We start from the raw sequence: 26,002 nt of genomic DNA on the forward strand, positions 1-26,002 counted from the left end.
TTAGTTCAGCCTCACTGGGCCTGTACTTTGGGAATCATTCCATTTGACAGTGATGTTACTCCTTCCTTTGCCCCTAACTGCATAGAATCTATAGCAGAGCTTGGAACAATAACAAAAGTAGAATTTTTCTTTAATCCTTCATAAAGCATATTCATAGCTCTCAAGTGCAAAGCTACTGGATCGTTGGCATAAGTTTTCGCTGCTTCGCCAAACTTCTCAGCAACCTGCCTTTCCGAATCACCAAGGATAACTCTGGCTTGCCTTTCTCTCTCTGCCTGAGCCTGCATAGACATTGCATCCTCTAGTCCAGGTGGAATCAATACATCTTTTACCTCCACAGAACTAACCCTGATACCCCAAGGTTCAGTTCGTACATCTATGATATTCTGTAAAACATCGCTGATCTTATCCCTCCCTTCAAGCATTTCAGACAGTAAAGTTTTACCGATAACATCACGCAGAGCAGTTTGTGATGCCCAACTGATGGCACTATGATAGTCTGCAACCTCTAAGGAGGCTTTGACTGGGTCGAAAACCTTCCAGAACAAAACAGCATCTACACTCACAGGAACAGAGTCTTTAGTAAGTGTTTTTTCCGCGTTAAAGGAAGTTGCGATTACTCTGGTATCAATCCAATATGGGATAGTTTCAACAATTGGAACAATAAAGAACAGGCCAGGCCCTTTTAATTTTCGGAATTTACCCAGATGCAACACGAGTGCCTTTTCCCATGGATTGGCAATTTTAATGGAAGATGAAACGACTATGGCAAAAATAAAAGAAAAAATACCGACAGAAACAGAGGCAGGTGACATGCCGAAAGTAGTAAAGGCCAATAATATGCCAACAGAAAGGATGACAAAGAAAATTAGCGTGGGAACAGCGTTTGATGAGCTCATTTAATTTATTGAGTTTTAACCTACTATTCAATAATGACAAAGCAATGAAAGGAAGAACCTGAAGAAGTTAAAAATGTTCTAATAATTTATACTGATTTAAAAGTTAACATGCTTAAAGATATACTTTCATACATAAATAAAAACCTCTAAAGGTGGGTCAATAAAAACAACTTCAATCAGAAGCCCACAAAAAAATAACATATTCTAATCTTAATCAACCAGGACATTAGCTTGCTTCCTATCCTTTAACCAGAAAAAATAAATCCCCATAAGAATCTGGTAAGCGGGCAGGTTTTCACCCTCACTATAAACTGAAAATGCCGGTTCTATAAAAATATTAACTATTGCGTTCCCTGCTTTAAAGATCTGACCAATTCCAATTCCCAAAGGAATTAGTGTTTTTTTATTATTAAAATCAAAGATGCAAGTAGCCCCCATACTTCTTCCATATAATCCGTTTGCTATACTTAAAAGCAATGCAGGTTGGAATGTAAGATAACCACCGTTATTCTGTCCGGCATCATTACCAAAGACAGAAGTCCGGTAAGTAGCTAATCCTCCGACAATCACTCCTGATGGTGCAATATGGGCAATGAGAGCACTTCCTCCAAACTGCCATAGATTCACTCCAAGGGCTGAGCTTGTTGCGCTTGGAATGCTAACTAAAGGTCCTATTCCAAAATGAACTCTTGCACTATCATTAGTCAGACGAATTATATCAAAAATATTAAAGTTACCAATACCTGATTTATACCCGGCAGGAGTAGCAACAGAAACAAATGGAAGAGTCGCTCTAACCATATGTCTTCGATTTGTAATAACTCCACGAAGAAGCATTACGTTTCCCACCTCAGTCGCTCCTTGAATTTTGGGGGAATAATAATTATCGATGTTCAATGCTCGTGAGTTTTTCCAGGGAGTACCAAATCCTTTAAAAGGATTTGCTGTTTCCTGGTTCATCTTAGATGGAACAGTGTTTTGAATAGGTTCCGGGCTGGAATAGGTATTAGTTTGTGCAATAACTATTCTTGAAAAAAGAATTACTCCAATAAACATGAAGCTACATTTCATTTATTCAAACCTATTTGAAAAAGGCGTGTCCTTAAAAAACAAAACAATAATGGTAAATATTTGTTTATCGATTACCTCATCCCAATTATATTTTTAAAGGGATAGCCTCTTATTATTCTATGAATAAACCTGATTAAAAGAACTTATAAACCTGATAAATTAATAAATAGGATTACCAACTTAACTCCCTTATAAAATCAATTATGCATCGATTTTATATTAATCTCTCTAATCTGTTTTGTCACTTTTCTCCTTGATGAGGAAATTAACCAAAAGAATCCTTTAGTTTAGCATTATGTTATTATTCTAAGAATACTATTACTATCAAGGCTGGGAGGACATTTACTAAAATTTCTTCACAGTCCGTCTTTACTGACAAAAGGAATTAAAACACTAATCCTATTAATAAAAAAGCTTAGAGACAATTATTTCGAATAGAAATAGCTCACATCATCTGTAAAAATCTTATTACCCACCTTATCTTCAAAAGTATAGAGCAATATTGAAATAAAAACAAATAAATATATCCTTTCAATTTACAAACAAAGGGTTATATCATTTCAATATACAAGCAAAGCTGCAAATTACCAATGAGTCATGATTGACAACCTATTCTTTAAAAGACCAACACTATGGCTATAAAAATAATTTACCGATATTGTATACTTATCAATATAAAACAGAATTTACAAATTAAAAAATGGACGACTATCAGTTAGAAAGACTCCAAATCAATACATTTGCTGTCATTATCATTTCAATTATTGCAGCGATTCAATTCGCAATCCTATATAAATTCGGATTGAAGGGAGGGGTGATTTTTGCAGTAGCATTTTCAATTATATTTTCTTTTGGTAGTCAATTATTTCTTTCATATGCAAGGGGAATGGGTGATAGCAAAGGAACCGGACCTTCACGTGAATTTGAAATTATTTCTTCTCAATTATTAATCTGTATAGGCTTGTTCGCTGTTTATAGTTTTGGAATGTACTTCTACATTACTTACCTTAAAACAGGTATACTTAATAAACCTGCATTTTTCTCCTGGCTTATACTATTTGTTGGCGGACCTGTATTATATTATGGTATAGCGGCTATACGAATTTACATAAATGAGTCAGATCATAAAAACAACTATGTAAAAGCCCGCATCGAGATATCACACTATAATGAGCTTCCTCTTTTCATTGAACCATTAAAGATTATAAATACTACTAATGGGAAAACGTCATCTATCTTTATTAGCAACCAAAGCCTGTATCATTCCGAATCATTACTCAAACAGGTAAATATCCGTGACAAAATTAGAATGGGTAATCCGGTTGAAGAACCAGAAAATAGTTTTATCCCCATCAATTCGGACAAATTAATGATCTCCTGGTACTCACCAGTTGAGGAAACCTATTATACCGACACCATAGATTTCCCATATAATGAATTCAAAATACACAAATATTCAGATGACATTGCAAGGCTAAATCTTAAGGTAGAAATACTTCCACGTGGAGAACTCAATATATATACTACAAAGGATAGAAACCGATATACTTTTCAGATAAACTCCAAGGAGATAAGCGAAAAAGAAAAGATAAAATTTATCGAATTTTTCCATCAATACAATTCAAACATAAAACAAAATATCTTTACAGATCATCTTAGCATTGAAGAAAACAGCAGAAGACTCAAAACAAGAATTGAACTGGAAGAAAGTGTATTTCCATTAGTTTATAATATTAAAGGCCCAGGAGAATTAAACAGCATATATTTTGACGACAGACAGTATTGGGGATATGATTGTACCTATAGTAAGCTGAATACTTTAAATCTTAAACCTCTTCCGCAGAATATCACTTTGTATTTCATCAACACCGGAAAAGAGAGCTATATAAGAATCTATTTATTCTTTGATAAGGAAAAACTATTTAACACCATCCAAACCCTTACTGAAGGGAAGAAAGATATACCTGTTGAAATTTTCATTTCAATTAAAGGCAGCAAGAAAGAAAACATTGAAGTTTCAGTGCAAGTAAATAATAAAGCAGTAGTCTTTTCTGATTGGGAAACGAATATTGTAAAAGGGGATTAAACTCTATTATATTAATAAACTTACCATACCCAGCACGTATAATAAAAAAAGGAATGCCCAATAATGAGCATTCCTTTTATATTTTTTTTGAAACTATATTAAAGAACTGAAAGCTTTTTACTTTCTACCCCTTTAGCAGTTCTAATCTGTAAAGTATACAAACCTGGAGTCAAGGATCTCACATCAATTTTATTTCCGGAAAAAGCCAATTTAATCGAGCTTCCATTCTGGCCATAAGCATCAACCTGCAAAATTTCCTCATTACTGTTAAATGTAACTTCAGAAAGCGAAGATGGGTTAGGATATAAATTATTTACATCAGCAGCATCTTCGAAATCTCCGGCTTCTCTGGAACTGCTGTAGATAGTACTCCAAAAATCATATGACACTCCAGCGCCAACATTTGGAATACTGCCTTTATCAGCATATTTTCTTGATACCAATACTTTGCTACCTTCGATATCCACATCATAGCCAAAGTTATCCCCAGCTTCAGTGCTTGTTCTGGTTTTCTTCAGATTCCAGCCATTCCACTCTTTAAAGTAGAACTGAACAGCTGTTGCATTTCCAGAATACTCAGCTTGATCAACTCCAACCACAGCCTTTATATTTTCAATAGCAACAGAAGCAGCCTTTAGATTTGAAATCTGAGAAGATACAGCCCACTGATTATTGCTCTGAAGTTCTAAAAAGAATACACTTCCTGTACCATTGTGCCCAGGAGCACTTACAATAGCAGTATTATCAGAAATATCCACTTTATGACCTAGGTTAGCACCTGCATAAGTAATTCCACCTGTAGGGAATACATTTAATTGATTCCATGTTCCGTTTTTAGAATAAGTATATACTCGGCCACCACTACTCTCAGGGGCTCCAACTATTAACAAATTATTATGAAATGCAATGGCTCTTCCGAATTTTCCATCAACGACTTGGTTTGGAGGTGTAAGTGTCTGTTTTTTTACCCACTGAGAACCTACAAATTCATAGATAAATACTGCTCCTGTCCTAACCCCATTGATTTCAGTTCCAGGTGATCCAATTGCAAGGGTTCCATAACCATCTAAGGCCACCTGTAGATCAGTAGTTATTGCAACAGCAGGGTCAATAATGCTATAGCTGAAGTTATTATTCCAAACTCCGTTAGTTTTACCTGCAATATATACACATGGTCTTGGGCCTTGGGTAATAATAACACCTGTAGCAGTTGCAGCAATAAAATTACTGTTTAATGCAACAGAACGACCTACGTTTGCATACTGAAGTGAATCTGCAGTAAGTCTGTAACTTTTTTCAAGAACTCCATTGTTGTTATAAAGGTACACCGCACCTGAATAAGTTTTCCCATTAGGAGTTATTATACCATCTTCGTATGCACCAAATAAGGAGTAACCTCCATACTGTGCTACGCTTTCTCCCATATGCGCATAAGGCACATTAGAAGAGTTTATCATGTGAGTTTGGGATATGGCAGAAAGCGACATCGCTCCTGCCATCAGATTCATTAGAGTAAATTTTAATAATTTCATAAATTATAATTAGTTTCCGGCTAATATAGACCATGAAACCAAGAGCTTATCATAGAATTTACATAAGCGTCTTCTGGATTAATAAAGGAACAATTCCAATGTATAATTGTATTGATATTTCTAACTAAAAAACATAAGTGATGTATTGAGTCAGAAGAAATGGTACAATAAATAACAAGCTTAAACTGTTAAATGACTAAATAACATTTTTATGAAGTATATATTTACTCTTTTTTATTTACCATTATTTCTATTTATGAGCAAACCAGTTTTTGCTCAGAGCAGCATAAGTCTGGGGGCAAAAGCAGGACTGGGCATCAGCATTCCTAGTCTGGCAGCAAAACAAAGTACCAATAGCATCAACTATGATTTAAAAGGTAATGCGTTTTATTCTGCCGGATTTTTAGGACAATATACTCTGGGAGACCGGCTGGGGATCGAAACAGGAACGGTAATCAGTTACCAGCAATACTCCCGAATGGATTTAAGGAATTCTTTGGGAAGCCTATTTAGCATAGATTCATCCATCGGAATTATTGATCGACAGGTGCCGATTCAGATATTCTATAATTTCAATCATCCTACTAATCCTTACAAATATTTCAAAGTTACCTCAGGATTGTCTATTGACTGGCTTGAAGTTGCATTTCTAAATCAAAGTTATAAAAACCTCTTTATTTCAAAATATCTTGCAGAAATAAGGATTGGAAGTGAAGGCAAAAGGTTCGGAAAAATTGAATACGGGTTACAATACCAGCATTCTTTAGGAGGTTTTCATCAATTTACAGCGGCTGGAAACAAAACCGGGGATGCAATGAGTATCAAATACAGCCTTATAAGTTTTAATTTTTATTATTTCTTTTTCAACAGAGATTTATCTGACAACTAAAATTTCCAGTTCATCAAACCTAAACTTTCACTATTACTTCTTTTAGCAGAACCTGATAGTGATAGTGATATTACTATATTTAAATAAAAATATCCTCTGAAAAAGACATAGTCCCTATTTTTATCGTAAGATTTATACTCCTATTATTTATCAGAAAAGATAACTTCCATCCATCAGAGAAGTTATACCTGATATTAACAGTATATGAAAAGCTTGTTAGGAATTTTAGGATCCATTCTTTCTTCGGTTCTGATTTTCTTCCTCTTATTATGGGGAACACTTGCAATATACTTTTCCAATCTTCCAATATTTGTCTTAAGGGTTGTACTTTCAATAATATTCCTGGTATTTGGTGTCTGGGCAATATGGATCAGCAGGCAACCCAAATTGATCTTTATTTTTGCAATTGCTTACGTGGGACTCATATTCTGGTGGCTTACAATAAAACCTTCTCATAAAAGAGAATGGCGTCCGGAAGTTGCCGTGATGCCAAGGGCAACAATCAATGGAGATACAATTCATATATCAGGATATAGAAACTTTGTATATAAATCTTATAATGACTTTACCGTTCGTCTGGAAGAACGTGACTATTTACTTTCTCATCTGACATCAGTAGACTTTTTCATCTCATACTGGCATGTAGGACCAGTAGGGCATACATTTGTCAGTTTTAATTTTGATAATGCTCTACCGCTTTGCATTTCCATTGAAACACGTCCGGAAGTTGGAGAAGGCTTCGCTCCTATTGCTTCACTCTTTAAGCAATTTGAGTTGATCTATGTGGTCGGAGATGAAAGGGATATTGTGGGTGTTCGCACCAACCACAGACACGAAGAAGTATATCTTTATCCTATAAGGATTGCTCCTGAAAATGCACGAAAGCTTTTACTGATCTACCTATCACGAGTTAATCAACTAGCAGATCATCCTGAATTTTATCACTTACTGAGCAATAACTGCACAATTAATATAGTTCGATATGCGAATAAAGCAGGACGAAAAGGGCGCTTTTATTTATATCATTTTCTGAATGGATTTATAGATCAGTATCTTTATTATAGAGGGTTTATCAATACAAAAATGCCTTTTGAAGAACTGCGGAAACTTTCAAAGATTAACGATGTAGCTCAGGCAGGTGAAGCGGAACATTCTCAGGACTTTTCGAAAAACATTCGTGCGAATTTGCCAAAAGTTGAAAAGTAAAAAGACATAGACCTGTATATTTTATTCTCGTAAAATAAAACTACAAACCATTATTATCAACACCTTACCTCTCACTCCTCTCTATACATATTTAATTCCCCCACAAGCTGGCATTTCTTTTGTTGGCCTTAAGTAAAATTTCTTAAGCCATTTTTAAGTTCTACCTATGAAGACCAATCTTTTAGTTATCCTTTTTCTCCCGCTGACTTTATGTTCTGCCTTTGCTCAAACAAACTTTCATGATCGATTAGCCGACTCTGCCCTCGTTTTAACCAAACAAAAAGTCGTATATGATCCGACTTATTTCGCTATTAAATACCCCAATGGTGACGTACCTGATGGTAAAGGAGTTTGTACTGATGTTGTAATCCGGGCTTACAGAAAATTAGGCATTGACCTTCAGAAAGAAGTGCATGAAGACATGAAAGTCAACTTCAGCAAATACCCCAACAAATGGGGACTTACCAAGCCAGATAAAAACATAGACCACAGGCGCGTACCTAATCTCATGGTGTTTTTTTCAAGACATAACAGCACACAACCAATTTCTCAAAATCCGAAAGATTATCTTCCGGGAGATGTAGTCTGCTGGAACCTATATGATGCTGTAACGCATATAGGTGTTGTGGTTAAAAACAAATCAGCAGATGGACAAAGACATCTCGTAGTTCACAATATTGGAGCAGGACAGGTTATAGAAGATTGTTTATTCAGCTACAAAATTATCGGGCATTACAGATATAAAAAGTAAGAATGTAAAACCAAAGACCTGGATAATTTTTGTAGTATTTTATTTAAAGTAGGTTTTCTATTTAAGCGAGACGCTTATGATATTTTGGGCACAAGCGAGGACGCTTGCACCAGCTTCAGAAAGGATTAGCATATGTTTTCAAATTAAATATTTTAGTCAATTATCAAGGTATAAGTCACGTGATGCTTGTTATCCTTCCTGTACCATTCTCTTCTCTGCAGCCAGTCTTTCTGAAACAAAGTGCCTTTTACAGAAACCTCAAGCTTCTTAAAAGCTTCCATCCGTGCTTTATAATAATCAGCTGCATGTTCCGTCGATAATCTTTAAGAACTATCTTTGATTGACCTGGAGGGATTTCATGGACAGAAAGACTATCCTTATTAGTATTATTAGGAATCACCTTTATTGTCAGTTTATCATTTAAATTATTCACCATCAGATAATCGATACCGGTTATTGGATCGTAAAAACAAGAGCTGAGAAAAAAGACTAAAATTGGGTAGATTTTTTTCATATAAAAAATTGTAAAAAATTATTACTCAATAGGTTTTAAAAGTCATTTGTCGACAACTGATAAACAGTAATATGAATCCTTAAATTTTAGTCTTCAACTTTAAAAATTTCAGAAGTATATTTATACTCGTCAAAATTAGAGCTTGTCAACTGTATATAAGAATGTTCTTTTACCTGAAGTATTCTTACTGTTATCAGGGCATTCTTAGGAAACCTCGGAAATAACCTGACAGAGTTTTTTGCGGGACGTAGTGTATAAATACTATCACTTTTCCAGTTTACAATAAACACAGCTTGCACTCCGATTTTTTCCATAAACTCAATCTGACGATTTCCTTTTCGAATGATAACATAATCTCCATCAGTATCAGAGGGAACCCTGAATTTCCCATGTCTGAAATTTCTTATATCCGAAGTTTGTCCAAAAAGGTTTAAGGAAAACAATAAGAATGCGGCAGTAAAAAGTAATGGTTTCATTAAAGTCATTCTGATTTAGCCATACAATTTAATGAATTTTAGATAAAAAAAATAACTCCATAGGTTCTCAAACACTTACAGGATGAGCATATTCAAATAAAAAATGAAATAATCCAACTGGGGAGCATTTCACCTAACCCCCAAAAAAAACAAAAGGACTGTTGCAAACACAACAGTCCTTCTACCTATATAATTGATTGTTAACACTTATTTTTTAATCACCTTGAACGTCTTAGTTTCATTTATGATTACAAAATACATTCCTGGTCTCTGCTCTGAAAAAGGCACTACTAAATTATCGCCTTCCCCTTCGTATTTGCTTATCGGCTCTCCCATGGAATTGTATATCGCTATAGAATTCAACCCCTTAGAAACTTTTATATTTAAATGATCCTCTACAAGAGTAGGATAAATTTCAAAAACCGTTTCAGTATTACTCTTCGCTTCTATACTGGTAATGGTGCAAACATCTTTCAAAGCAGGCAATTCATCCACCGTTAGAACATAGTCATTTGCAAAGTTTTTCTTCCACAAATTCCAGTCTGTAAATGCACTAATATTTCCACTTGCATAATCGCCATACCATGGCATGTACCAGGACCAAGCGGCTTCATCTCTTATGAGCAAATCAGCATCAGGACTAGCCTCAACTTCAGTAAGAGCTAACATCTTCTTGCCCTGATACCTGTCGTTTAAAGCATTAAACTTTAATATCTGAGAACCATGATCTCCATTTACATTATAAAGGTCCACACCAACAATATCTACATAATCATCTCCAGGATACCATTGCTCATCATTTCCATTATTCGTCCATACCCAGAGCAGGTTTCTCAAGCCATGTACATTCACCATTCTGTCGTACATCAGTCTCCACAGCTTTTGCAAATCAGCTCCTGATTTTGCCCCCCACCAGAACCAGCCACCTGCTGCCTCATGCAAAGGTCTCCATAATAAAGGGATATTATTATTCTGGAATTCCAACAGTCTTTCTGAGATCGCATCAATATCGCTCATCATAGCTTTATATTCAGCAGAAGAAGGATCATTTACTTTTGATATATCAAAGTTAGTCACTTCGTTTACAGGCTTATTCCCATCTGGAACATAAAACCCTTCTGTCTTTTTCAGCGGATCTCTCCAGTGCCACATCATGGTTACAATACCATTTTTGGCTGTCCAGATTTTAGCATCCTTCAGATTTTGCTGCTCATCATACCAGCTGTATCCCCTGTTGTTATGCATAAAGTCAAGCCCTAAAATACCAGGCTCTTTACCGGTCTGTGATTTTAGTATATTGGTTTCATCAAAACTCGCCAGTGTCATTACTCCAGAAATGATTTTCTGACCATAATTCTGAAGCAGATAATTATAAAGACAAGCCGCTTCATCAGTAGGGTGTTGGGTAGACAAAGTTTGTGTCAGGTTGAATCTGGCACCTGCTACTTCTTCCAGCTCAATATAATCAACATTTACCCAGCCCCAGCTTTTGCTAATTTCAATCACATGTGTACCGGCAATAAGCTTTTGATTTGAAACCACTTTTAGTTTAACATATTCTGACTCTGTAGTGCTGAAATCAACAGATAGTGCGTTGGGAGTACCCGGATCGATAGTTAAAACATTGGTCTTATTGCCGTTTGGAGAAGCTATCATTAAATAAATATTGTAATTCGCAGCTTTACTGATCACTGCATCGACTTTAAATCCACTATCTTTAGTAGATACCGCCTTACCTCCTGAACAGGAAGCACATGTAATCACTTCTGCCCCGTTTGCTAAAGGCGTTAGAGTTCCATCCTCAGCTTCCAGCTTAGCAGAGAACTCTGCCTGTACCTCTTCAAGTTCAATGTAGTCTACATTAACCCAACCCCAGCTTTTCTCAAAAACGAAAGTATGAGCTCCAGCTGTGAGTTTAAGATTGCTCATCAATTTCACTCTTAAAAAAGCTGGATTTTCGGCCAATTCAAGTGAGGTAGAAAGATCATCAAGTTTTATGGTATTGATTTTCGGACCATATGCAGCACTGACTTTGATATAGACATTGTACTTTGCTTCTTTTGCAACGGAAAGAGGCAGTGAAAAACCAGATTCCCTGGTAGATACAATAGCTTTATTTGAGCAGCTATCACATGCCTGAACAATTGCAGGATTACTGGTTGCAGGTGCGAGTGTGGCACTTTCTGCCTCAAACTTTTGACCATAAGCTTGCCCAGCAAAAAAGAGGACAGAAAACACAATTAACGATCTGGTAAATTTTAGAATCATACTTTATCTGTTGTTTTTTTATTAATGATCTTTTATTCATTAGCTCCATTTAACAGTCCGAAACAAATGCCACACACCAAAACAAACAACTAACAATCAGTGAATTACAATCAACAATTCAATTCCAGGACCAAAGTTTATATTATTTAACTTACAGATAGTATGTTCAAAAGGGCATTAAGTAAACATCAAATAACGTAAACATGATTTTTTATAAACAAAAAGGTATATTCATTCAAAGCAAAAAAGTTGAGACTACTGCAGCTCATTTAAAATATCTAAGTAAATTATTGGTGAGTATTTAAAAAAATATAAGGGGCCATTACTATAAAACCAGAGTAATTAACCAGTTATCCCTTTGACTATTCTGTTTTTTGGGTATTCACAAAAAGAAAAGCGAATACCATTCAAATATTAAGACTATCAAGCCAGGCTCTGAGGGTTGATTAGATTAAGCTCTATCGAGTCCAAGCAAAGCTATATAAACCTGATTTTCAAAAACAAATATCCCAACGGGATATCTTTCATTTTTTTTAAATTAAAAAATCAAAAAACGTTACTTCAGGAATATTCAATGGTATTAGCAATACAATTGAACACATCCTTAAACGAAAACAATTAATACATATAACATGAGAAGAAGTATACGATTACTCTTAGCCTCAATTGTTTTATTCACTGCAACTATCGCCCACTCTCAGGATCAGTGCAAGGTAGTAGGCTGGGCTACACAAAACGGAAGCGTAACCGGAGGAGGTTCCGCAACACCAAAAGTTGTAAGCACTTATGCTGATTTAAAATCTGCACTCACTACAGCTTCTGTAAAAGTAGTACATGTACAAGGTACGATTACTTTTCCGACCAATGGACGAATTACAATTCAGGATCAAAGTGGGAAAACAATTATCGGTCTGCCAAATTCCAAAATGGTTTCAGTAGACATGACTGCAAGCGGATCAGGAATTTTTTACATAAAGAGATGTACAAACTTTATCATGCGTAACCTCACTTTTGAAGGTCCTGGAGCCTATGATACCGACGGCAATGATAATCTTACACTTGAAAACTGCCAGAATTTCTGGGTAGACCACTGCGATTTCAGAGATGGGATGGATGGAAATTTTGATATAAAAACAGCTTCAGATTATATATCTGTTACATGGTGTAAATTCAGTTATCTAAAACCTCCAAAAGCAGGTGGTTCCGGCGGATCTAACGACCACAGATATACCAATCTTATAGGGAGTTCTGATGGAGCTACCGGTGATGATGGAAAACTTAGAGTTACATTTCAATATTGCTGGTGGGGACAAGGATGCGTGGAAAGAATGCCTCGGGTGCGCTTTGGGAAAATACACCTTGTAAACAATCTCTTTAACAGTACTGTTTCGAATAGCTGTATCAGGGCGGGTTACAAGGCTGACCTATTAATAGAAAGCAATGTTTTTATCGGGGTAAACAAACCAATTGACCTATATCAAAATGACTTTAAGGCAGTCACAGAAAGGAACAACATATTCACTAATACAAGCGGAAATACAAAAGGAAGTGGAACATCATTTACTCCTCCCTACTCACTGACTGTTTCAGCTGCAAGTACTGTACAAAGTCTCGTTACGAATACTTCTTGTGGAGCTGGCGCTACTCTTGAGGGACCAACACAATGTGGCTGCGGTACTCCTCCTGTAAATCAACCCCCTACTGCAACTTTAAATTCATCTGCATCATCTGTTTGTGCCGGGACAAAGATAACGTTAACTGCCACTGCAAATGACTCAGATGGAAGCATTTCAAAAGTCGATTTTTATAATGGTTTAACCTTGTTAGGCTCAGACAATTCATCACCTTATACTTATGAATATACTTCAGGTTCCACTGGGATGCTATCTCTAAAAGCAGTGGCAACTGACAACTCGAATGCAAAAGGAGAGTCGTCTGTGATAACGGTAACTGTATCAGCATTACCAACTGCCACCATAACTTCAGCTTCAAGCAGTTTCTGCGAAGGTGAATCAGTTGTTCTGACTTCCAGCTCAGGATCTTCATATACATGGAAAAACGGAACTACTCAGGTAGGAACAGGTTCAACCTATACTGCCAAAACTGCCGGTGCATATACAGTTGAAGTCACTAACTCCAATGGTTGCAAAGCAACATCCGCAGTAAAACAAATTTATGTAAATGCATTACCTACAGCTATTATAACTGCTCCGGCAAGCAGCTTCTGTGAAGGGGCTTCCATAACACTTACAGCCAGCTCAGGATCTTCTTACAGATGGTTGAACGGATCAACTCAGGTGGGAACCGCATCTACTTACACGTCTAATGCTGCAGGTGCATATACAGTTGAGATTACTGATGCCAATGGATGCAAGGCGACTTCTCAGGTAAAACAGATATCTATAAATGCATTACCTACAGCTATTATAACTGCTCCTCCAAGCAGCTTCTGTGAAGGCGCATCTCTTATACTTACTGCCAGCCCTGGAGGTGCTTCCTATCAGTGGTATGAGGGACAAAGCAAAAAAGGTGTAAATCCTCTCTATGAAGCAAAATCATCCGGAACCTATACCGTGGAGATAACAGATGCTAACGGATGCAAAGCAACTTCAGTCCCTGTTCAGATAGCTGAAGTTCCTTCAGCAGTATGGTATCAGGATACAGATAACGATGGACAGGGAGACGCTGAAAATACACTTAGCGCATGCTCACAGCCAGCAGGTTATGTTGCCACAGCCGGTGATGAATGTCCGAATGACCCGAATAAATTCGTGCCAGGGAATTGCGGCTGCAATAAATCTGAAACTGAGTGTGTAACATCAACAATAGGTACTATAAATTCCGGCATCAGTGTCTCTCCTCTGCCATTTGACAACTTCACCTCGATAAGTCTTAAAAATAAAGGAAATATAGAATCTGTGACCATCATATCCGCTTCAGGAGCCATAGCAGAAAAAATTAGCGGGATTCATTTAAATGAAATTCATATAGGTGAAACTCTTGCTCCTGGTTTCTATTCTGTCATTGTTCAGACTGAAACGGAAGTTATTTCGACGAAGATTATTAAAAAATAAACTATAAGAATGTACGTAAAGAAAAAGGCTGCCCTACAAAGCAGCCTTTTTATATATTTATGAGTTTAAGAATATGAGAATTATTTTTAAGTAAATTTATTCCAGGATTATTTAAATTTGCAGATACTATTCTGACTTAATCTACAGATTGTAAACCTATTTAAGGGCTACACTCTCATACACTTCAAATCAGACAACAATATTTGCAGTAACTATATGAAAAACGAATACCGTAAGAATATCAAACCCGGAATGGAAGTAGAGATCGTTCTAAAAAAAGATCAGGCTACCGGAAAACTTACCAACGGAATCGTAAAAGCCATCCTTACCAGCTCCCTGCACCATTCAAGAGGAATAAAGGTTAAACTGGATGATGGACAGGTAGGCAGAGTACAGAAAATTCTTACAGATGAGATAGGAAATCCTTTGGAAGACTAATAATCACAATTGGAATCTTGTAGTAAAAACTACGACCAACAATCTCAGAGGATGATCTATCGTTAAAACTAACAATTAAATCAATCTTAGTTGAGATCCTGAACTATTTGTATCAGCTTATACTCTATAATAAAAGTATAAGCATTACTTTAAACTGTACATTTGAAAATGAGAGCCTTACTTCACATAATATTTATTACCATTCTAATATCCGGATGCAATTCTCAAAATATAACAACAGACGTTCTGGAGCTTTCAGGTAAAACAGGTAGTAGAAGTGATAATACTTCCGGTAATCTGCCTTATGACTTAAATAAGCCATCAATGACTTATACCCTGCCAGAAATTTTAAATGAGGTATCAGGGGTTACGTTCATTGACTCGGCGCGTTTGGCCTGTATTCAGGATGAATTAGGCACTGCATACATCTATAATATCAATAACAAAGCAATCGAATACGAACATAAGTTTGACCAGGATGGCGATTTTGAAGGGGTTACCTATATCAATAAATCCCTTTACGTATTGCGCAGCGATGGCAGACTAACCGAGTTGGATAACTTCAACGTACATACAGGAGGTAAAAATATTCAACATATCAGCCCTTTACTACAAACAGCCAATAACGAAGGACTATGTTATGACAGCTTGCACAACCGGCTTCTGATAGCTGGGAAAAGCAAACCAGCCGATAACAAATCTGAGCGATATATTTATGAATATGATCTGATAAAAAAAGAATTTGTAGCAGAGCCTGCATACCGGATCAATGTGAATGAAATAGAAAAAGTTGCCCAAAGATTCAATATTGAACAACAAAAAGAATATACAGCAAAAGGTAAGTTAAAACCGTTTAACTTCCGTCCTTCAGATCTTGCAGTCCACCCACTGACCAATGAAATCTATGTACTATCTGCTGCTGACAAATTACTGATAGTAATCGACAGGGCGGGCAACATCAAATACATTTCAAAACTTAACCCTGAATTGTTTCCCAAAGCAGAAGGAATTGCATTTTCACCTAATGGAACAATGCTAATTTCTAATGAAGGGAAGGAAAAAGTCCCTACAATTCTTATTTTCCAACCGACGCCGGATAAAAATTAATCTCAAAGCCCATGAAAATACTTCTTATGTAACAAATTGTTAAGCAATTTTAAAAAGGTAGGCAACGTGAAAGGACATTTATAAAGTCTTTAGTCACATGCATAACTATACCTTAATCTTAACAAAAAAAAACATATGAAGTATTTTTTCCTTCATTTTCTATTACTCTCCAGTGCTTTCTGTTTTGCACAGGTAAATTTCACCTCTTCCAACCTTCCGATTGTTTTATTGGAGACAAACGGACAGACCATTCCAGATGAGCCGAAAATAAGTGCGACCATGAAAATCATTTACAATGGTCAGGGAGTACGCAATCAGGTTAACAATACCCAGTTTAACTTTGTAGGCAATATTGGAATAGAACTTCGTGGAAACAGTTCACAATATTTTGATCAGAAACAATATGGGGTTGAAACCCGTGATGCTGCCGGAGAGAACCTGGACACAGCATTGTTGGGGATGCCTTCAGATAAAGACTGGGTTTTATATGCTCCCTGGAACGACATATCAATGATTCGTAACGTCCTGGGGTATCACTTGTGGAACAAAATGGATCACTGGGGCCCCAGAACGCGCATGGTTGAGTTGGTTTTAAACGGAAATTATCAGGGAGTATATGTATTAACAGAAAGCATAAAACGTGGAGATCATAGAGTAAAAACTGCTTCTTTAAAAGCCAAAGACATATCAGGAATTGACCTTACTGGCGGGTACATTATGAAAATTGATGCTCAAAACAGTCCGGATGACAAAGCTTTTAATTCGACAGTACCCGGAGTAATTTCCGGCAGTGGAGGGTTCGGAGGAACACCTTCAACCACTGTTACATGGCTGTATCATTATCCAGAACCTAAAAACATTCAGCCCACTCAGGAAGAATACATTAGAAAATATATTGATACTGTCGAAACGCTTGTTCAATCTCCTAACTTTAATGACCCTGTAAACGGATATGGAAAGTATATCAGCTTACAATCTTTTCTGGATTACTTTATTCATACAGAAGTGAGTCTGAACTCAGACGGCTTTAAAAGAAGCGCCTATTTCTACAAAGAGAAAATGCAGAAGGATGGAACAAAAGGCAAGCTTAAAGCCGGTCCTGTATGGGATTTGAATCTGGCTTACGGAAACTGTAACTTCTGCAAAGGCAACCAGGTAACAGCCTGGGTACATAAAGGGTGTGAAACTCTTCCCGTTCCTGCCATGTGGGGCCGACTTTTGCAGGATCCAAATTTTGCAAATGAGTTAAAATGCAGATACCTGGAGCTTCGTCAGGGCATATTGAGCGATGCTTACATACAGTCCTTTATTGATGCCTATGCTGACACTCTTAATGAAGCTCAGTTCCGCCATTTCAGCAAATGGACTAAATTGCTGCAACCCAATGGAGGGGGTGGTGGCTTCCCGGGATTTCCGGGTGGTGATCTTTGGTTCAGTGCCTACCGCGTATCTTCCTATTCAGCAGAAATTGATACTTTAAAGAAATGGTTTACTGCCAGATTAAAGTTTCTGGATAATAATCTACCGGGAACCTGCGTGATCACTTCAAATGCGCAGAAGGCTCAGTTTCATAACTTACAGGTTTTGCCCAACCCTGCTGAAGATCTGCTGGTGATTGAATCCGACGAAAGGATTATTTCGGTCCAACTGTTTTCATCTATTGGCCAATTGATATTTGACAAGACGATAACAGGAAATGAAAGACGTCTAACATTAAAAGAGATCGAGGATTGCGCTCCAGGCATATATAGTCTGATTGTGCATGGTGAAGATGGGAAAATAGGGAAAAAGTTAATTATGGTTAAATAAACTATATTACTCAAAAATAAAGATCCAATAACTAACTATACCACAACAAGAGAGTACCTGTATATAAGAAAGGCTGTACCGTTAAAGGATACAGCCTTTTCTATTTAAAATAACTCTACCGTTTCTATCATTTTTTTTTATAAGCAATCTCTTTTACTAACTAGCATTCAACTTGAAAGGACTTCCATATGATTATTGAAAGTTAAACCTTCAACACTGTCATAATCCTTTTTATAGTCCTCCCGTATAGAAAGCCATTCTATTGAAGAAAGTCAATAATGCTACAATCATAAAAACAGAATTACTATGAAAAAGATTTACATCTTAATCGCTATACTATGCTCCTTCTCTCAACTAAGCGCACAGTATTATTGGCAAATAACAGAAATCACTTCCATTTCTAATGCTGGGACATACGACTTTGGCACGAAACCAGAAAACATTGTATTAAATATAAATCAATGCTCTGGAGGTATTACTAAACCGCATAACTCAACAGCATATACCAAAAATGGTACGCTAATACAGCTGATACCAATAGCGGAGGGACATTGATAAACACTTACAGAAAGTCTACCGAACATAGTTTTTCAGCTACCATATCTTTTGCTCCTCAAACGAATATTGAAGGAACCTTTTATTATTATGCTGTTATCAATGCCCAATCAAGGTCTCTCTGTGGCTTTTCATCTGCAGATTCCTTAATAAGCCCTACAGTTAAAGTTACTGTAAACCCGCCAGTATTAACTCTCGATGGGGCCGCACAAAAACTGAACATGAGTCTGTACCCCAATCCATCAAAAGAATTTGTCAGCATCACTAATTTGCATAACCCAACAAGATATAGAATATACAATCACTTAGGAACAGAAATTGATAGTGGCAGCATTCCTCTAGCGAAAAAATAGATATTGCTAACTTAACTAACGGAATGTATTATTTAAAATTCGAGAATGGCAACGTATTGGAATTCGTAAAAAATTAACATGTTGTATTCTGCGAAAGCACAGAATTACCATAGGAAAGTAACACCATAAAAAGCTCCTGAAGGCATTTGCGGTCAGGTGTTTTTTTTGACTTCAATTTATCAAAAAGAAATTTCAAGAACCATTAAAAACATATATTCACCTCGTATTATAATCTAAGTTTCAAAACATTCTAATTACCCCCACCAAAGAAATCACCGGAAGGTTCATATTCAACCTACCTTTGAATTGCCTTTGCTGAATGTCCTTAACAGACATGTTCATATAATCTATCCTGAATCCTAATCCTATATTTTTTGTAAAGTGGTATTCTATGTAGGTTTTAAAAGTAAAATAACTGTAAGTATATTTATTAAATGGAGAAGCGGAAAATTTTAACGCTGCACGATAAAATATCTTCTTTATGAGATAGCCAAATACATCCAAGCCTACAATTGGATTTACAAACCATAATGACCTTTCCACAGAATTATTTTTTACCTCATTATTAAGACGGATGAATGCATGTGCACCGGCCAGTCCAAATAAGGCACCAAAATTATATCTTTTATTCTTAAAAAGTGGTTGGATGTACGACAAGTTGCCTGCAAAGAAGTTGAATCTTGAATGAATTTTTGTTCCACTCTCAAAGAAATGATTACCCAAATGAATATCTCTTCCTAAAGTTCCTGATTTACTGCTCAGGACAAAATAAACATCAGAGGTAAAACGATAAGAGTTTTTCAGAGCAATCATCACATTCATTTTAGGAACCAAAGTATACCGGGAATGAAGTAAATCGTTTTGGAAATGTATATTACCTCCACTCTGATCATCTGCTAATCGAATGCTTGTCGTTGGCAGTGCCAATGCACATCCAACATGAAATGTCAGTAGCGGTAGTTCAGTTTTCGTGCTGTCACTATTATTGTATATAAGAGAGAATAATGAATGATTGCTTCTATAAGGAGTATACGCAACGAGATCTGTAGATAATCGAACACAGAAAATAAGAATGAAAATTTTGATATATATTTTGTTATTCTGATTCATTTTTACTGTATCAACTAAATCTTATGGTAAATCAATTTAGTCAAAAATCATTCGATAACAAACCTTCGTTGGACTAACTAATAAGAACTATCTGGCTATATTCTTAGGAGGATTAATTTAAAGATCATTCCTAGTTGGACAAACAAAAGACTTTCTCTATAAGGCAAAAATAAAACTAACAAGTACACTCTGTGATTACAACTACCTTTTCCCCATATAGCTCTTTTATAATTTCCCAAAGTTCCTCATCTACCCCATCTCCATTTTCATGATTGACATCTATGCTCTCTATTGATTTCTGCTTCGCAGTCAGTCTTTTTATAATACCTTCAATCTTTTTTGATTTTACGTGAACAAAGACTTGATAATAACATAAGTATCCGCTGAACGCATAACCTTGCAATGGTTTCTTACTAATCCAAGGTATGTCAGTTACAGACAAAGGACTTGAAACTCCAGTAAGATAAGTGAAATCCTGCATTTCGATAATCCTGATCAATTTAATATCTTGATAGGAAATTGACTGTTTATTACTCAATGAGTAAATTTCCCTTTCCTCTCCCTGAGTATCCCCCACCTCTTGGTATTGATATTTTATTCTTTCCTTGAAATAAAAAAGACTGTCCTTATTGCTTCTGTCATCCCAACTTTGATCTAAAGCGTATTTCAAATAATTGGTATTCTCAATAGAATCCATATCCAGATATGCAGAAGGTACATATACAAATCCAATTCTAGTTTCCCCTTTTTTAGTTTCAATTGTAAACTTGATATGGTAACCGATGTATTCTGCTCTTGAAGAAATAGTAACGAGCGTAAATATCAATATTCCAATTGTTTTATTCATTTAGTAAAATGTAAAAAAAGCCTTTCCAAAAAAAAATTGAGCCAACAACATACTTTTAACCTGCTCCCAACAAATCCTTCATTTTTCCTAACCAAAGAAATGGGGTATAAATAAGAATCCCGTAATAGCTTAAAAGCATATTGATATTAAGTGAGCATTGATCTGATTACAAAATCTGTTTACCCCAATTCTACATTTATAACAAATGTTTGATAGAAATTTTATGAGTGCAAATTTTGAAATAGTGTTATCCCAGAAGTTGAACACTCATTAAGGATAAACAATAAGATAGACAAATGCCATTAAGTTTACAAGCAATACAGTCCCATATACTATATTACTCCTTCCGCTATTGAGTGACAACATTACGGTTAAGACAGAGAGCATCAATAGTATAATTGAAAGATAATCCAATCCAAGAATAATTTGGATATTGTAAAAATGACAAACGATTGAGACAACAGGAATAGTGAGTCCAATACTTGCCAACGCTGAACCTAAAGCCAGATTAAGGCTGGTTTGCAGCTTGTTCTTTCTTGCTGCTATTATAGCTGCTATTCCTTCAGGTAACAATATGATAGAAGCTATTACAATTCCAACTAAAGTTTTTGGCAGATTATAACTAACAATTATTTCCTCTATGCTGGGTGACAATGTCTTTGCAAGTAGCACCACTATTGATAAACTTACTAAAAGAAAAACTGCACTCGTGATGAGGGAACGCTTCGTTATAAAAGGTTTAATGATCTGTTGTGTATTTTTTTCATCTGTAAGAAAATATTCCCGATGCCTGACAGTCTGTGCGAAAATAAAGGAAACATAAATCAATAGACAAGCCACAGAAGCAAAAATCATTTGAGATGAAGAATAGTAAGGCCCCGAGATGCTTTTGGTAAATGTGGGAAGTATCAGCGTAAACATTATGATTGAAACCAGAGATACCAAAGCAATAGTTACGGAATGCTTGGAGAAGGTCTGTTCATGATGTTTAAGACCTCCTATGAAAAGACACAAACCAACAATACCATTCAATATAAGCATAGTGGCAGCATAAACAGTATCACGAGCCAAGGATACTGATTCTTCACCACCTGATATCATCAGTGAAACAATTACAGAAACCTCAATAATAGTAATTGCTACTGCTAAAATTATCGTACCATAGGGTTCACCTACTCTGTGTGCAATAATCTCAGAATGGTGAACAGCGGACATAACGGAACCGATGAGGAGAAAACCTGCGATGATCTGAAAAGTTACATTTTCATAAATATAACCAGAAAAGAAAAGCAGGCACGCCAACAAAGGCAGAGAGACAGTCCATTGATATAATAGCTTCATTTTTAGAAATATATTAACTTCAGGGGTTTAGAACTACAAGTAACGCATTTACATGCAACAGCGCAAATAATTGTACATTACAAATTGCAAGTTAACAGAATTATGAACGATTTTCAAGCTCATATGAGCTTTTTAAAAGACTGGACTCAAATCTCTGCCTAGATGATGGCATCCTAAAATAAAGATCCAAATCAATGCAGAGGGTGACGAATACCCCTTTCCGAAAGTATTTGTCCATGCTTCAAAGAAACATACACGTCTGACTCACAACTTCTCTGATTGACTTTTTGCTTTTTATCTGAGTTTGACTGGTGATTCTAATGGATCCACCTATCAGTTAAAAAAACTCCAAGGGCCTGCAGCTATGATTATGCTTTGGTGATTTTAATAACCCTTCCGCTTCTCGTGGAAAAATGAATATCAATCAATTCCGAAACATTAAACGTTTGGTAATATTTCTCATCAACATATAGCTCCTCATGATCAATTGTAAAATAATGTTCTATAATTTTAGGTTGAATAGTTAAATCTGCACCAGGATTTCCTGACCAACCGTAATTTACCTTCTTCCCTTTATCGGAAATTCTTCCAGACTTAACATTCTTAACTCCAATTTGTAATTCAATTATCATGGGCCTTAACTTGAAAAAGACAAAACCTACATATCCACATCCCAAAATTGAATAAATCACAGATGAATTAATATTCGGAACAACTTTCTGTAAAATCATTACAAAACCAAATATCATAATGGATAAGACTAACAAGATTAGTAGATATATTAGTATTACCTGAATAATTTCTCTTTTTAAAAATCCCCTATCGTCTTTATCTAAAGGTATTTTTTTCATTATCCTACTTGCGAGTTATTATAGAGAGTTCGAAATTTCTGTTTGCTGTCGAAATATAAACCTAGTAAAGGTTGTTATGAAAAGTTTACCTTTATCTGTACACATTGTTAATATAACAAATTTTCTAAGTACTGAGCTATTATGTGCAATAGCGAAAGTCAGCATAAATAAAAATATGAAGGTAAATAAAAGTGCTTCACAATCCACTGCCATGCAGCTGGTCGGCAACTATTAAAATAACAAAGAAGCGCGACTCGATATAAGTCGCCCTTGAAAACTTGTTGCCCATTCTGCACAATATGACAAGTGTTTTAAGACACCCAGGTATTAATTGTTTTAATAATTCTCCAACTATTATTTTCCCTTACAAGGTATATTAAATGACCACTTGCTCCTAAACTTGCATAATAGCGACTCACTTCAACAATTGCCTGATTCTTGTCAACGTTGAAGCCTATTCTGGAAAACTGAATTATTCCATTAGATTTAGGGTACTTTTTATGGAATGCATCCCAGCCGTTGTTTGGATCTTGCGAACTAGCGAAATATTTTTTCTCCTCTTCTGAGATCAGAGTAACAGATTTTGTTGGGGTCTCGAATTTGTTATTCAGATAATACGTAGAACTATTTTTTGCATCAAAATCTACAAAAATTGCTGTATCCAAATTCAAATTCTCAGCTTTAAGGGTCTCATAATAATTACTATTTATAATTAAACGAAGACTTGATGTTTTTTGCTCTACCAACAACTCATTCCCCTCAAAATTTTCATTTAGTATAACCGAATAAATCTGATATTCGTTATCATCTAAATTATCAGGGCTGGCCAATTTAAATTCAGGTTCAACCTTACTGCCTTTCTCTTTGCAGCTTGTCATAATAGACAGAATAAAAAAGAAAAAAAATCCATAAGTAATTGTTCTCATTTTGCTTATTATTTAGTTTAAAAATATAATGTCTTTACCACATTAATCAAGTTTGTCAATTTGCCTTACTGCTCTTCTAATATAGAGGAAATACAAAAACAGAAGTGCTTTCACTTTTAAAAATAATGTTAAACTGTTTTGGCGATTACCAACCAAACTAATGCCAATTCATCTCCCTTCTTTCAATCGCTGATTTATCTATGCAATCATAAGCGGGCCCTATAAGAGTTTATTTATGGACTGAAGCTTTAAAAACAACATCTATTGCATCAAGAATCTATCAGATTAAGTTTTATACATGCTAAGCAAAACATTCAGCTTTTCATTGATCTCTCCCTCTACAATTCCGCCATGATAACAAATAATTTTCTTTGGAGAAAGCTGTTTGATTTTCTCTACTGATTCTATTGCCTGCTGCAAGTCTAATGTGAACTGTGGATTTGCAATATCTAAACCTTGTTCCTCCACTACAATAGCATCATTTGCTATTACCAGTTTTTGTGATGGCACATAAAATGAGATATGGCCTTTTGTATGACCTGGTGTAAAAATGATTTCTATTTCATTTTCTATTTTCTCATTATCTTCTAACAGCAAATCAACCTCAAATCTTTTTATCCCCTTTAACTGCTTTATAAATCCATCAGCCCAGGCTTTTTGTTCCTCTGGTATAATTGGTAATAAATCCTCCGCTTGCTGCAGCCTTTCAGACTTTCTCTCTCCTGAAATATAAGGCGCTTCTATTCTACTGCTGTATACAATCAAATTAGGATTTTTGCTTTTGAATAAAGAAAGAGCTCCCACATGATCTATATCATCGTGCGACAACAGAATAGCATATAAATCAGCTACCTCTATCTGTAGTTTTTTCAACCCGGCAACAAATTCATCAAATGTTTCCTCATACCCGCAGTCTATTAAATATTTCTTTTCATTAAGTTCTATCACTGTAGGAAACAAAGTCACTTCTCTGCCATCAAATACCTTGTGAACTTTAAAGGTTTCAATCTTCATATTTTTTTCTAAAAAAGAAAATTAACGGTAGCGCTTTCTACTCTTATGAATTATGAAGTGCAAAAGCCCAATTATTACTAATGGTTTTAAGTTTATTACGATTGTCCCCAGGCAAATTCGCAATTGTCAAAATTCCTATTTATAAGATCTTCCCTATTAATTAAAACACTAAAAACACCTTCATCATTAAATCCGTTCTCTCCAATTTGCAAAAGCAAAAGTTTGTCAGAAAAAGTTATTTGCTCTATTTCTTCCTGTCCATATTGACAATGTGTATAAATGCCAAATATTTTGGACTGATCACTTCCTGCAAAACTGTCCCAGATCTTTCCATCTTTATTGGCATGTTCTTGCTCCCATTCATCTTCAGCTTCCCTGAATCGGTCAGCAAAAGATTCTTCGTCTGCATAAATCTTATCAACCAGGACTCCTAAAAAGAAATTATCCTCATGTTCCTTAATTCTTCTAACCAAACTGCTGTTGGGCACATCAGCATAAATCACCTTTCCCGTGTCATTCAAAATATCCGCAAAGAAAATGAGTTGTCCGGTTTTAGGAAGTAGTCCTTTTTTATCAAATGGCGAGAATTGCGCCAGATCAAATTGTCCTGCAAACCGTAATCCTTCCGGATGATCTAATCCTACAGGCAGATCCATTACTGGCCCACCGTATCGAGATTGCCCCATTGGTATTTCTATGTCTGTGTACTTCACATAAGTTTCTGACATCCAGCTTTGCCTTTTCATTGAGGCTGGATAGTATTGTTTGTTGTCAGCGGTAAAGCTTATGATGTTAAATTTCTGGTTCAAGTTTTTCATTTCTATCACTCATCTTTAGGTACCATGATCCAAAGTTCTTTTAAACCTTGGCTACCAATATTTAATC

23 protein-coding genes are annotated in these 26,002 nt (G+C 35.9%); 10 read left to right on the plus strand and 13 right to left on the minus strand.

The window, feature by feature from the left end; genetic code table 11:
• Positions 1-11: 11 nt before the first annotated feature.
• Both MYP_RS22295 and MYP_RS22300 read right to left on the minus strand, forming a co-directional pair.
• Positions 12-899, minus strand: a complete 888-nt coding sequence (locus MYP_RS22295; RefSeq protein ID WP_045468667.1) for a slipin family protein — start codon at positions 897-899, stop codon at positions 12-14.
• 210 nt (positions 900-1,109) lie between these two features.
• Positions 1,110-1,970, minus strand: a complete 861-nt coding sequence (locus MYP_RS22300; RefSeq protein WP_156140793.1) for a hypothetical protein — start codon at positions 1,968-1,970, stop codon at positions 1,110-1,112.
• A 700-nt stretch (positions 1,971-2,670) separates the two neighbouring features.
• Between MYP_RS22300 and MYP_RS22305 the strand changes: the two genes are divergently transcribed.
• Positions 2,671-4,056, plus strand: coding sequence for a hypothetical protein (locus tag MYP_RS22305; RefSeq protein WP_045468673.1), 1,386 nt, complete (start codon positions 2,671-2,673; stop codon positions 4,054-4,056).
• A 98-nt stretch (positions 4,057-4,154) separates the two neighbouring features.
• Here the strand turns inward: MYP_RS22305 and MYP_RS22310 are convergent, their stop codons facing one another.
• The gene (locus MYP_RS22310; RefSeq protein WP_081990638.1) at positions 4,155-5,588 is read right to left on the minus strand and encodes a T9SS type A sorting domain-containing protein; all 1,434 of its coding nucleotides are present in this window, start codon (positions 5,586-5,588) and stop codon (positions 4,155-4,157) included.
• Between the two features lie 256 nt (positions 5,589-5,844).
• On the opposite strand from MYP_RS22310, the gene MYP_RS22315 reads away from it, so the two are divergent.
• From MYP_RS22315 to MYP_RS22325, 3 genes are all read left to right on the plus strand, one after another.
• Positions 5,845-6,477, plus strand: coding sequence for a hypothetical protein (locus MYP_RS22315; protein ID WP_052430438.1), 633 nt, complete (start codon positions 5,845-5,847; stop codon positions 6,475-6,477).
• A 204-nt stretch (positions 6,478-6,681) separates the two neighbouring features.
• A complete protein-coding gene (locus MYP_RS22320) occupies positions 6,682-7,683 on the plus strand; it encodes an Lnb N-terminal periplasmic domain-containing protein (RefSeq protein ID WP_045468683.1) in 1,002 nt (333 codons plus the stop codon).
• Positions 7,684-7,849: 166 nt separating this feature from the next.
• The gene (locus MYP_RS22325) at positions 7,850-8,434 is read left to right on the plus strand and encodes a DUF1287 domain-containing protein (RefSeq protein WP_045468686.1); all 585 of its coding nucleotides are present in this window, start codon (positions 7,850-7,852) and stop codon (positions 8,432-8,434) included.
• A gap of 247 nt (positions 8,435-8,681) precedes the next feature.
• On the opposite strand, the gene MYP_RS26250 is transcribed toward MYP_RS22325, so the two are convergent.
• From MYP_RS26250 to MYP_RS25535, 3 genes are all read right to left on the minus strand, one after another.
• On the minus strand, positions 8,682-8,948 hold the full coding sequence (locus MYP_RS26250; protein ID WP_156140794.1) for a hypothetical protein: 267 nt from the start codon (positions 8,946-8,948) through the stop codon (positions 8,682-8,684).
• A gap of 86 nt (positions 8,949-9,034) precedes the next feature.
• Complete coding sequence (locus MYP_RS22330) at positions 9,035-9,424, minus strand: hypothetical protein (RefSeq protein WP_156140795.1); 390 nt, start codon at positions 9,422-9,424, stop codon at positions 9,035-9,037.
• 207 nt (positions 9,425-9,631) lie between these two features.
• Positions 9,632-11,692 carry a glycosyl hydrolase gene (locus tag MYP_RS25535; RefSeq protein ID WP_052430439.1) on the minus strand — a complete coding sequence of 687 codons (2,061 nt, stop codon included), beginning with the start codon at positions 11,690-11,692 and terminating at the stop codon, positions 9,632-9,634.
• A 632-nt stretch (positions 11,693-12,324) separates the two neighbouring features.
• Between MYP_RS25535 and MYP_RS22340 the strand changes: the two genes are divergently transcribed.
• The 6 genes from MYP_RS22340 (at position 12,325) to MYP_RS26260 (ending at position 19,028) form a co-directional block, all read left to right on the plus strand.
• The gene (locus MYP_RS22340; RefSeq protein WP_045468692.1) at positions 12,325-14,766 is read left to right on the plus strand and encodes a pectate lyase family protein; all 2,442 of its coding nucleotides are present in this window, start codon (positions 12,325-12,327) and stop codon (positions 14,764-14,766) included.
• Between the two features lie 216 nt (positions 14,767-14,982).
• Positions 14,983-15,204, plus strand: coding sequence for a YwbE family protein (locus tag MYP_RS22345; RefSeq protein ID WP_045468695.1), 222 nt, complete (start codon positions 14,983-14,985; stop codon positions 15,202-15,204).
• A 168-nt stretch (positions 15,205-15,372) separates the two neighbouring features.
• A complete protein-coding gene (locus MYP_RS22350) occupies positions 15,373-16,311 on the plus strand; it encodes an SdiA-regulated domain-containing protein (protein ID WP_045468698.1) in 939 nt (312 codons plus the stop codon).
• A 135-nt stretch (positions 16,312-16,446) separates the two neighbouring features.
• Positions 16,447-18,120, plus strand: a complete 1,674-nt coding sequence (locus MYP_RS22355) for a CotH kinase family protein (protein WP_045468700.1) — start codon at positions 16,447-16,449, stop codon at positions 18,118-18,120.
• Between the two features lie 306 nt (positions 18,121-18,426).
• A complete protein-coding gene (locus MYP_RS26255; RefSeq protein ID WP_156140796.1) occupies positions 18,427-18,675 on the plus strand; it encodes a hypothetical protein in 249 nt (82 codons plus the stop codon).
• A complete protein-coding gene (locus tag MYP_RS26260; protein WP_156140797.1) occupies positions 18,672-19,028 on the plus strand; it encodes a hypothetical protein in 357 nt (118 codons plus the stop codon). The genes MYP_RS26255 and MYP_RS26260 overlap by 4 nt, the downstream gene beginning before the upstream one ends.
• Positions 19,029-19,268: 240 nt before the next feature.
• Here the strand turns inward: MYP_RS26260 and MYP_RS22360 are convergent, their stop codons facing one another.
• The 7 genes from MYP_RS22360 to MYP_RS22395 form a co-directional block, all read right to left on the minus strand.
• Complete coding sequence (locus MYP_RS22360; RefSeq protein ID WP_045468704.1) at positions 19,269-20,138, minus strand: hypothetical protein; 870 nt, start codon at positions 20,136-20,138, stop codon at positions 19,269-19,271.
• A 175-nt stretch (positions 20,139-20,313) separates the two neighbouring features.
• Positions 20,314-20,985, minus strand: a complete 672-nt coding sequence (locus tag MYP_RS22365; protein ID WP_045468707.1) for a hypothetical protein — start codon at positions 20,983-20,985, stop codon at positions 20,314-20,316.
• Between the two features lie 270 nt (positions 20,986-21,255).
• Positions 21,256-22,326 (minus strand): calcium:proton antiporter, encoded by a 1,071-nt coding sequence (locus tag MYP_RS22370; RefSeq protein WP_045468710.1) that lies wholly within the window; start codon positions 22,324-22,326, stop codon positions 21,256-21,258.
• A gap of 368 nt (positions 22,327-22,694) precedes the next feature.
• The gene (locus tag MYP_RS22375) at positions 22,695-23,177 is read right to left on the minus strand and encodes a hypothetical protein (RefSeq protein ID WP_156140798.1); all 483 of its coding nucleotides are present in this window, start codon (positions 23,175-23,177) and stop codon (positions 22,695-22,697) included.
• Between the two features lie 311 nt (positions 23,178-23,488).
• Positions 23,489-24,103, minus strand: coding sequence for a hypothetical protein (locus tag MYP_RS22385; protein WP_045468719.1), 615 nt, complete (start codon positions 24,101-24,103; stop codon positions 23,489-23,491).
• Between the two features lie 285 nt (positions 24,104-24,388).
• Positions 24,389-25,117, minus strand: a complete 729-nt coding sequence (locus MYP_RS22390) for an MBL fold metallo-hydrolase (protein WP_045468722.1) — start codon at positions 25,115-25,117, stop codon at positions 24,389-24,391.
• 95 nt (positions 25,118-25,212) lie between these two features.
• Positions 25,213-25,935 (minus strand): DUF1963 domain-containing protein, encoded by a 723-nt coding sequence (locus tag MYP_RS22395; protein ID WP_045468724.1) that lies wholly within the window; start codon positions 25,933-25,935, stop codon positions 25,213-25,215.
• Between the last annotated feature and the right edge of the window lie 67 nt (positions 25,936-26,002).

The sequence above is a fragment of the Sporocytophaga myxococcoides genome, from assembly GCF_000775915.1.
Lineage (GTDB): Bacteria > Bacteroidota > Bacteroidia > Cytophagales > Cytophagaceae > Sporocytophaga > Sporocytophaga myxococcoides_A.